The organism is Mucilaginibacter flavus (genome assembly GCF_030409315.1).
Classification (GTDB): Bacteria; Bacteroidota; Bacteroidia; order Sphingobacteriales; family Sphingobacteriaceae; genus Mucilaginibacter; species Mucilaginibacter flavus.
Genome location: NZ_JAUFPS010000070.1, coordinates 1 through 10,355, shown reverse-complemented (window position 1 = coordinate 10,355; position 10,355 = coordinate 1). Strand labels below are relative to the sequence as shown.

The following is a 10,355-nucleotide window of genomic DNA, read 5'->3' as shown; positions in this document are numbered from 1 at the left end:
CCTCAAAATCAGGGTTGGAATTAATTGGTTCGTTCATCAAACAAAAGTCCAACTTTTTCGCAACTTGTGTACACACAGTAGCTTGAGAGGGGGCGCGTCGGATTCGAGCATTAGCAGGGGTGTGTTCTCCCCCGTTCCTCTTCGCTTGCATAACACACCACTCCGCCCCTCTCAAGAGGGGATTCGCGCAGGCCCTCGCTTTTTAATTGTTATTGCCGTCTTGAAAATACCTACCTACGCCAGCACATCTTCCTGCTCCTTATTGCGCAGTTCGGCGATATATTCTGAAGGTAACATGCCATACTCCTCACGGAATACTTTGGCAAAATAAGCGGCGTTGTTAAAACCAACTTCGTAGGCCACGTTGGCAATACTTAACTTACTTTTCTCTAATAACTGCACCGCACGTTTTAAACGAATGGTGCGGATACAATCAACAGGGGTTTTGCCTGTAAGCGTTAGCAACTTACGGTAAAGGGATACTCTGCTTAAAGCCAGGTGGCGGCTTAATTCTTCTACTGAGAAATTAGATTTGGTAATATTCTGCTCAATAAAATCGAGGGCATTCTTTAAAAACTTCTCGTCCTCAGATACTACCGCAACATCCTGCGACTGGATCTCTACCTGTTTTTGGTAAGTTTCCTTAAAGGTTTGCTGCATGGTTAGCAGGTTATGGATTTTAGATAGCAAAATTTCGAAATTGAAAGGCTTAATGATATAGTCATTAGCCCCGCATTCCAAACCTGCCAACTGATCTTCTTCTCCGGTGACCGCCGTTAACAAAATAATAGGAATCTGGGCGGTACGGCTATCGCCTTTTATTTTCCGGGAAAGTTCCAGACCGTCCATTTCGGGCATGGTTACATCGCTTACTATCAATTTTGGATGTAGCGACAGGGCTTTTTGCCAACCTTCCTTACCGTTGGAAGCTTCAATAATATGAAAAGTATTTTTCAGGTTCTCTTTGAGGTAAAATCTCAGGTCGTCATCATCCTCAATCAATAAAACAGTACTTTTTTTGGTTGATCCGTGGATGCCTTCAGTATTTTTAAGGATTTGCTTAGCCGATTTGTCCTGCTTACCCTGCGCATCCGTTTTTTCAATTTTGCCGCCAACCGGTAAACTGATAATGAAACAGCTGCCATAATCGGGTTCGCTTTCCAGTTTGATACTGCCACCGTGCATTTTCACAAACTCTTTGGTGATAGATAAGCCTATACCGCTACCCTGGTTAAGCAAACTTTCGGGAATATCGTCCTGAAAAAAGCGCTCAAATATCATTTCCTGGTTCTCTTTGGTAATGCCTATACCGGTATCTATCACCCTTATCTCCAGCATTTTTTGATCGTCGGGCAAAGTATCGTCTTCCGGCACACTCAATATTACACTGATGGTGCCGCCGGCAGAGGTAAACTTAAACGCGTTGGAGAGCAGGTTGAACAGGATGCGTTCTATTTTATCGTGATCAAATTTGGTTGTGAATGAGTTGATTTCGCTTTCAAACAGAAATTCAATTTGCTTTTGATGCGCTACATCGGTAAATGAGGATGAAACATCTTTAATAAACTGGATAATGTCGCCCTTATTTAAAGAGAGCTTCAACTCGTTATACTCCATCTTCCTGAAATCAACCAGCTGATTCACCAGGTTAAGCAGGCGCTTGCTGTTACGCTTAATCATGGTAAGGTGATGCTGCTGGGCTGGTTTATCGGTAATTTTGATGAGATCATCAATAGGTGAAAGTATAAGCGACAGCGGCGTTCTGAACTCATGGCTGATGTTCACAAAAAATTTAATCTTCATTAAATCCAACTGGTGCATACGCTGGGCTTCTTCCCGCTCGTTGGTCAGTTTCCGTTCAGCTTCAATTTCGGTTTGTTTAGCGTCAAACTGGCGTTCCAGTTTGCGAATGCCCCGGTGGCGCACGTACAATATTAACGAAACCAATAAAAACAGGTACTCGGCATAGGCCGCAGGAGTTTTCCAAAAAGGAGGCATTACCGTAATTTTCAGGGCAAGCACTTTATCGGTGTTTAGCGCACGTACTTTAAAGGTATAGTCGCCACCATCAAGGTTGGTATAGGTTGCGCTGTGGCTGTTAGCCGGGAAAGTGATCCATCCCTTATCAAAACCCTCCAGCATGTACTGGTATTTAATTTTGTTAGGATAAAAATACTCACAGGTAGCAAACTCTATTTCAAATACGTTTTCGTTATGGTTTAGCGTGAGGGCCGTGGTTTCGGAGATGGATTTTTCTAAAACAACCTTTCCTTTTACAGTATCACCAGCCGATACACTTTTATTAAACAGCCTAAAATCGGTAAAAACCAGGTTTGGATCAGGCTTAACCGTTGTGATAGTTGCCGGATCAAACAGGTTAAAACCATGCGCGCCGCCAAATACCATTTTACCATCTCTAAATAATAAGGCCGCGTACAGGTTAAAATCGCGCGCCTGCAATCCGTCGGATTCGTTATAATTATTTACCTGGAATTTGTAGTTATCGCCACCGCCGGTAAGCTTCACACTTGATAAGCCATTGGTGGTGCTTACCCACATCATCCCCTGCTTATCTTCCAAAATATTGGAAACATTATTAACCGACCAGTTAACGGAATCGTCTATTTTTAAAAATTTATTTTTTTGCGCGTCTAAAATACTCAGGCCGCTTTTGGTGCCTATCCACATCAGGCCACGGCTATCCTGTGTAACAATATTTACATCGCTGCCGGCAAGGCTGTTGGGGTTATTGGGCTGATAATAATAATGCTTTACCTTATTGGTTTTCAGATTGATAAAATCAACACCCTTATCGCGCCCTATCCAAATATTGCCGTCTTTATCTTTAAACAAAATGGCGGTATAATCAGATACCATTGGGTAATTGGGGTGCTTAAACGTATTGGTTTTACGGTTGAGCACGTTAAGACCACCGGCAAAAGTGCCGACCCAAAGGTTATGGGCGTTATCTTCAACAATGGTGTACACCCTATCGTCGCTTAGGGTGGTGGCATCTTTATCGTTGTGCCGGTAATGCGTAAATTTACCATCGACAAAACATTCCAAACCACCAAAGTAAGTTCCTATCCAAAGCTTATGATCGGCGTCCATATACAGACCAATGATAATGTCGTTCGAGAGGCTGTTAGGATTATTAGCATCGTGCTTAAACTGGGTATATTTTTTTGTCTGGCGGTTATAGTTAATTAACCCGCCGCCATTGGTGCCAATCCACAGGCTGCCATCCTTATCCTCGGCAAAGGCATTAATATCGTCAAAAGGTAAACTGCTGTTATCTGTAAGCAAGTGCCTGTAAACCTGGAATTGAATAAGCGCCTTATGGTAATAATTTACTCCCTGTTTAAACGTACCGGCCCAGATGATGCCATTATTATCCTTAAAAAGGTTTACGCTGTTACCGCTTATCGATTGCGGATTATCTTCTTTGTTAACAATGTAGGTAACTTTATTGGTAGCAGGATCAAGCACGTTAACGCCCCCGTGATCTGTACCTATCCATATTTTACCATCATCGGCCTGTATAATGCTGATGATGATGTTGGCGCTTAACCTGCCAACGGGGGTATCTTTACTGTAGTGAGTTAGCGCGTTGGTTTGCGTGTTGTAGCAATACGTACCTATAGGCCCCGCCGAAGAATAGATCCATAAATTATCCTTGTTATCAACCGCCAGGTTATAAGTTTTTGGTTTAAAGGCGTTAACTTTTACCACACCATCAAACCGCCTGGTAATTTTATTAACCTTGATATCCAGTTCTTCAATAATACCATCGTTATAAATTAGCCACACCGCGTTATTGCGGGTAGCAACAACATCCATTACATTATTGGTATGCAAAGCTGGGTTTGAAGATGCGGCTATACTGTAAAATGTGGTTGAACTATCGGCCGGGGTGTATTTATACAGGCCTTTATTTACAGTGGTAAACCAGTAATTACCATCCTTATCCTTTCTTATCGACCGGATTTGAGTGGTTAGTACCTTATATTTTTTTAGTTCGGCAACTAAACTGCCAGAAAAGTTTTCCCTGGCCGAATTGTAGATATTGATATCGCTGTGCGTAAAAATCCAAAGTTTTTTGCCCGGTCCTTCATTAATATTGGAGATAAAGTTTTCGGTAAGGGAGTTTGGGTCTTTTACATCGTGCTTAAAAACCTTGAATTTATAGCCATCGTACCGGTTTAAGCCCGAATTGGTGGCCACCCATATAAACCCCTTTTCATCCTTAAAAATATTGTTAACGTGATTGTCTGACAGGCCGTTGGTAATATCCAGGTGCGAAAACTTATAGGGCTCGTTTTGAGCGTGCAGCAAAACTCGCGTACATAAAAGCAGTACAAAAAATATATAGAATTTAAAATTCATAACGGGTTATTACCGGCAATAGAAAGGGAAAACTTGTATCTGGGCTTATAAGATTATAAAACTACGTAATAACCGTTAAAAACACACTAATAAAAAAATTAATTATTAACAAAATTGGTAGGGGTGTTTTTATGTTGCGCTTTGTAAAAAATGTTTGTCATCCTGAGGAACGAAGGATCTTCTTCGCCCTGCTTATTGCAAACTTTTACAGCGAAGAAGATTCTTCGTTCCTCAGAATGACAGAGTTTAGAGGGTAGTTTTTACCTCATTTTCACTTTCACGGTCCCCGATTTTAATACTCGTGATGAGGACTCTTTCACTCACCCATAAACCCTTTCCTGCCGCGTATATGCCCGCCTAAACTCCTTAGGTACACAAAGTTTATGACGCTTAAAAACCCTGTTAAAATTGGATATATTATTAAAGCCCGATACGTAAGCAATCTCGGCAATGGAGTGAGTGGTGTTGATCAGCATCCGTGAGGCATTCCCCAGCCTTATTTCATTAAGGCTTTCAATAAACGATTTCCCAGTCCGTTTTTTTAAAAACCGGCAAAAGGATGCTTCGGGCATATTGGCTACATCGGCTACTTCAGCAAGGGTTAGCGGTTTGTTGTAGTTGGTTTTCATGTATTCAAACACCTTATCTACCCGTCGGCTTGCATATTGTAGCTTTTCGCCCACAAAACCGGCATCAGATAACATCCGCATGTTTTTTGAGATAGATAGCGTATGCAATATGGATAACAGCTCCAAAACCGAATTGAAACCATCTTTATTATTAAGGTTTAATATGCGGGTGGTAATATCGCGGGTAGTTTCGTACGAGAACACCACGCCCCGCTGCGCATTATCAAAAAGCGTTTTAATAAAAAATGCCTGGTTACGCTGCAAAAACTTCTCATCAAAAAGATCTTTATGAAACTGTACCGTAACCTCATGAATAGCTTCAGATGAGCATTGATGCGTAAACCAGGAGTGGTACAAATTGGGGCCAATAAATACAAGTTCAATATCATCAATAACCTCAATGCTATCGCCAACAATCCGTTTAGCTCCTTTGGCGTTAATCACCAGGTTTAACTCATATTCGTTATGGTAATGTAGCGGAAAATCAAACTTTTGTTTCTGCCTTGAATATATGGCGAAACAGTCTTCGGTGTTTAAAGCCGTAGCTTCACGCATCACGTTATGAGTTAACATTTGTTCCATTCAAAATAGGATTAACAGTAGAAATAATTGGTTTGAGCCGTAAAACTATGCGATTACCATTTTTTACGATACCAAAAATGTTACTGTTAGTATAACAAATGTTAAGCGCCGCATTTAACAGCCGATAGCCCGGCATTTTACCTTTGGGTGATAAGCAACGCCGGTTTGATTTAGCGCGATTGATTAATTTTACATCCCCATAAAATAAACAGCAAATGAAAGCTTTAACATTTTCAACTTTTGGTGGCCCCGAAGTACTTGAATATATAGATATCCCTAATCCCGTATTAAAGCCCGGCGAACTTTTGGTTGAAATGAAAGCTATCGGCTTAAACTTTGCCGATGTTTATCGGCGTAAAGGCAATTATCACTTAAAAGGTACCCCGCCTTTTATCGCAGGCTATGAAGGTGCGGGAGTTGTAGTTGATGCCAACAATAATGCCGGTTTTAAGGCAGGCGATAGAATTGGCTTTGCCGATGTTCCGTTTGCCAATGCCGAATTGGTGACTGTACCGGTTGATCATGCCATACCATTGAGCGATGATATCCGTTTTGAAACAGCAGCGTCCGTTTTATTGCAGGGCCTCACCGCTCAATACCTGGCTACGGATAGTCATCACACTCAACCGGGCGAGACGGTATTGATTCACGCCTGCGCGGGCGGCGTTGGTTTGTTGCTAACGCAGATTAGTAAACTTTTGGGGGCTACTACTATTGGCTTAACATCATCTGCCGAAAAAGCCCAGGTTGCCCTAAACAATGGCATTGATAAAGTATTGCTTTACCAAAACGACTGGAAAAAAGAACTTTTTGATTTTTGTGCAGATGGCGTTGATGTGGTTTACGATAGCATAGGCAGCACACTAACAGATAGTTTTGAAGTTACTAAAACCTGCGGACAGGTTGTATTTTTTGGCATGGCCGGCGGCGATCCCGCTTTTGTTGATCCGCGGATGTTGATGGATACCTCCAAAACCCTAACCGGCGGCGATTTGTGGAGTTACTTAACCTCAAAAGAAGAACGGATAAAAAGGGCTAACCAATTATTTGAATGGATTGGCAATAAGGACATCATCGTTACTCCCCCTACTGTATTTAAACTCGCCGATGGCGCGCAGGCCCATATATTGCTGGAAAGCAGGAAAAGTAACGGGAAGATAATCCTGGTACCGTAATGTTTTTGTAGAGACACAATATTTTGCGTTTCCCACATGCAAATCAAATAAGCAAATCGGTCAAACAAATTCGCTCTGTATAGCTGGAGACGCAATTATGCGTCTCTACGGGGAAAGCAATTGTTTTTTATGTAGCCTTCCCTGCTATCTCGGTAATAGCCTTTACCAATTTATCTAAGTCGGCAAGAGTAGTGTATACATGTGGGGTTATGCGCACACAACTCACATTTTCAAATACAATGGATACCTGGTGAATTTTGTATTGATTAAACAAAGCGGCGTCTAACTGGGCGGGTGTCATCCCATCAACAGATACCCCGCATATGGCGCACGAATATTCGGGCTTTAGCGAGGTATGCAGCTTTACTTTGGGCAGGTGCTGTACTTTACTTGCCCAATAATTTTTAAGGTAACGGATGCGCTCTTCCTTGCGTTTAGGGCCAATAGCCAGCTGGAAATTTACCGCCTCACCTATGCCCTGCTCAATGGGGAAGCTGCGGGTGCCCAGGTTTTCAAACTTACGGATATCAGCCCCTTGTGGGTTATCATCGCAGAGCAGCGGGAATACTTTTGAAATTTTCTCCTTTTTAATCCACATCATGCCGCTACCAATAGGTGCCGAAAGGAATTTATGCAAACTGGTGCCAAAATAATCGCAATTTAAATCGGGGATCTTAAAATCAAGTAAACCAAATGAATGCGCCCCATCCACAATAACTTCAATACCGTGCTTTTTAGCCATATCGCAAATTTTACGCACCGGCATTATTTGCCCTACGTAGTTTACAATATGGGTAACGTGGATGAGTTTTGTTTTGGAGGTGATGGCATCCTCATAGGCTTTTACAATCTGCTCATCATTCTCAATCGGAAAATCAAAAGTGAGCTGTTTATAAACAATCCCCTCGCGGGTGGCCCGGGCGCGGTAGGCTTGCACCATGTGCGGATAATCCAGTTTAGCGCCTATTACTTCGTCGCCGCTTTTTAACGGCAGACCGTATATGATCGTATTAAGCGCCTCGGTAGAATTGCGGTTAATAGCAATTTCTTCTGGCTGGGCACCAGCAAGTAGAGCTAACTTCTCACGCAAAGGTTCGCGCCCTTGATCAAGTATGCGCCACATGAAATATGATGGACCTTCGTTGGTGAGCTGATTATAACGTTCAACCGCCTGCTGCACCACCAGGGGCGATGGTGATACACCGCCATTGTTCAGGTTGATAATATTGGGACTGACAGTGTAAGCGCGCTGAATTTCGGCCCAAAAGTCTTCGTCGGCAGCCACCTCTTGTGGTGTTAAGTGAGCCACCCTCTTTTCGGCCGATTTCCAGGCTTCCGCATGTACCTGGTTAAACAAACTGGTTGCCGAAAAAGCGCCGGTTAAAACGGCCGCTTGCTTAATAAAACTGCGTCGGTTGTTGGTCATGAACGAATTTAACACTTTACCCGCTGAAAAACAAACAGGTACAATCTGCAATTCATATTTATTTATCGCATTACGCAAAGGTTGATGAAGATGGGAGGCACCTACGGAGCCAAAGAAAAAACATATTTTGATTCGCTATAAACACGTGACTCCGCTGGGGTCCTTATTTTGTGTAATCATTAAACAGTTTTCTTATCATCGAGAATTTTCAATAAGTAGATTTAGCAAGGATGCCGAATCGGATTTCTCTTATTTTTAATCTGCTGTGAGGCTACAGCGTAGCCCCGTGTTTATAGCAAAACAAATATCAACGATTTGGCTCCGTAGGCGCCTCCTTTAACCATTTTATTATTAATCAGCCTGATATTCAAAAGCCGGCAAACCCTTATACCCACAGTTTTTCCAAACGTACAAATACCCTGCGCCGGGTTGCTGCGCAAGCTCATCAGTGCTTAGTCCTTTTTGAGCGGTTGTAATGTACAGGTCGGTAAGGTTATCGCCGCCAAAGGTGCAGGAAGTTACATTAGCCACAGGCATGGGCAGCTTAAACAGCGTTTCACCAGTTGCCGGATTGCGGCGGGTTACCTGCCAACCGCCCCAGTGGGCTATCCATAGCATACCTTCGCTGTCAATGGTCATCCCGTCAGGATAGCCATCTTTTTCATCAATAGTTATCACCGTTCTTTTATTACTGATGCTACCATCGATAATGTTAAAATCGTAAGCGACAACCTGTAAAGTGGGTGTATCAATGTAATAAAACGTTTGGTAATCGGCACTCCAGGCCATTCCGTTTGATATGGTTGTACCCTTAATTTTTAAGCTTAATACCCCATCTGCACCCAGCATATAAAGGCTGCCTGCTCCGGGCGATTCGTCTATGGCCATGGTGCCAATCCAAAACCTGCCGGCAGGATCGCATTTACCATCATTGAACCTGTTTTGAAGCAGGTGTTTTTCGGGATGATTGATACAAATCCACTGCCCGGTATGTTGATCAATAATAGTCAGCCCGTTTTGCAGGGCAGCTAAAATATCGCCATTGGCGCATAAGGCTACCGCGCCAACCATCTGGTTAAGTTCGGTTGTTTTAAATTCACCTGTGTCGGGTTTAAACCGGTGGATATCACCTGCCAAAATATCAACCCAATACAGCCAGCCGGTTTTGCTATCCCAAACCGGCCCTTCGCCTAAAAAGCAAGCATGTTTAACTGCAATGCTAACCATAAATATTTATTTGATTCCCTGCGGAAGGGTGCTTACCGAGGTCCACCCGCCATCAACAATTAAACTTTGCCCGGTAATGTGCCGCGCTTTATCAGATACCAGGAACAGCGCAGTATTGGCAATATCGGTAACATAAGCCGGCCTGCCCATCGGCGTTATGGCCGACCATACTTTTTCGTAATCTTTCTCCTCCTGGGTGCGCTCGGTTAACGTAGCTCCCGGCGCAACAGTATTTACGGTGATATTATATTGCGATAATTCAATAACCAGGTTTTTGGCCAACATTTCCAATGCCGCCTTACTCATGGCATAAGCCGCCAGGCTTTTAAGCGCCTGGTGCCCAACAACCGATGAGGTAAACAATAAAGCCCCGCCCTGCCCCTGCAGTTTCATTTGTTTAGCCGCTGCCTGCGCTAAAAAGAATGATCCCCCCAAATTAACCTGCATCACCTTAAAAAAAGCTTCGGGCGAATAGGTTAAAAAATCGCCATACAGGGTGATACCGGCATTGGCAATTACAATATCCAACCGGCCATACAACTCGATGGCAGTATTTACAATATGATTGATAAAATCAATATCCCCCGAGTCGCCGGGCATGGCTTTGCAATTACCATGATCACCAATGATGGCAATGGCCGCTTTTTCGGCCAGATCAGCATCCATATCGTTTAGCAATACGAAAGCCCCTTCGGCAGCAAGCATCCGGCAAATTTCGAAACCTATGCCCTGCCCCGCGCCGGTTACTATAGCTACTTTATCTTTAAAACCCATCGATGTAATATATTTTGATGTTTAAAGCTTTTTGTCCTTACTCCTTTATCTAAAAATCCTTGCTCCAAAAAATCCCCTCTTGAGAGCAGGGCTGTTGCATTCTAATTTAATAGTTGTTTCAATTTGTTAATATCATTACAAACAAGCCTTTGTGCT

At 43.1% G+C, this 10,355-nt stretch carries 6 protein-coding genes; 1 reads left to right on the top strand and 5 read right to left on the bottom strand.

All coding sequences use genetic code 11. From position 1 onward, the window contains the following. Positions 1 to 234: 234 nt before the first annotated feature. On the bottom strand, positions 235 to 4,386 hold the full coding sequence (locus QWZ17_RS23550) for a hybrid sensor histidine kinase/response regulator transcription factor (RefSeq protein WP_290307775.1): 4,152 nt from the start codon (positions 4,384 to 4,386) through the stop codon (positions 235 to 237). A gap of 320 nt (positions 4,387 to 4,706) precedes the next feature. Continuing rightward, entirely contained in the window at positions 4,707 to 5,597 is an 891-nt protein-coding gene (locus QWZ17_RS23545; protein WP_290307774.1) for an AraC family transcriptional regulator, read from the bottom strand. Between the two features lie 215 nt (positions 5,598 to 5,812). Here QWZ17_RS23545 and QWZ17_RS23540 point away from each other — a divergent pair, with 215 nt between their 5' ends. Continuing rightward, positions 5,813 to 6,772: a quinone oxidoreductase family protein gene (locus tag QWZ17_RS23540; protein ID WP_290307773.1), complete on the top strand. Its 960-nt coding sequence runs from the start codon at positions 5,813 to 5,815 to the stop codon at positions 6,770 to 6,772. A 127-nt stretch (positions 6,773 to 6,899) separates the two neighbouring features. Here QWZ17_RS23540 and QWZ17_RS23535 read toward each other — a convergent pair whose 3' ends face one another. The 3 genes from QWZ17_RS23535 to QWZ17_RS23525 all read right to left on the bottom strand — a co-directional run bounded on the left by QWZ17_RS23535 (position 6,900) and on the right by QWZ17_RS23525 (position 10,199). Beyond that, on the bottom strand, positions 6,900 to 8,198 hold the full coding sequence (locus tag QWZ17_RS23535) for an aminotransferase class V-fold PLP-dependent enzyme (protein WP_290307772.1): 1,299 nt from the start codon (positions 8,196 to 8,198) through the stop codon (positions 6,900 to 6,902). Between the two features lie 351 nt (positions 8,199 to 8,549). Beyond that, complete coding sequence (locus QWZ17_RS23530; RefSeq protein WP_290307771.1) at positions 8,550 to 9,425, bottom strand: SMP-30/gluconolactonase/LRE family protein; 876 nt, start codon at positions 9,423 to 9,425, stop codon at positions 8,550 to 8,552. A gap of 6 nt (positions 9,426 to 9,431) precedes the next feature. Continuing rightward, positions 9,432 to 10,199, bottom strand: coding sequence for an SDR family NAD(P)-dependent oxidoreductase (locus tag QWZ17_RS23525; RefSeq protein WP_290307770.1), 768 nt, complete (start codon positions 10,197 to 10,199; stop codon positions 9,432 to 9,434). Between the last annotated feature and the right edge of the window lie 156 nt (positions 10,200 to 10,355).

Coding starts and splice junctions, on each gene's coding strand:
- QWZ17_RS23535 (WP_290307772.1), bottom strand. CDS start 8,198: ATGACCAACAACCGACGCAGTTTTATTAAGCAAGCGGCCGTTTTAACC.
- QWZ17_RS23545 (WP_290307774.1), bottom strand. CDS start 5,597: ATGGAACAAATGTTAACTCATAACGTGATGCGTGAAGCTACGGCTTTA.
- QWZ17_RS23540 (WP_290307773.1), top strand. CDS start 5,813: ATGAAAGCTTTAACATTTTCAACTTTTGGTGGCCCCGAAGTACTTGAA.
- QWZ17_RS23525 (WP_290307770.1), bottom strand. CDS start 10,199: ATGGGTTTTAAAGATAAAGTAGCTATAGTAACCGGCGCGGGGCAGGGC.
- QWZ17_RS23530 (WP_290307771.1), bottom strand. CDS start 9,425: ATGGTTAGCATTGCAGTTAAACATGCTTGCTTTTTAGGCGAAGGGCCG.
- QWZ17_RS23550 (WP_290307775.1), bottom strand. CDS start 4,386: ATGAATTTTAAATTCTATATATTTTTTGTACTGCTTTTATGTACGCGA.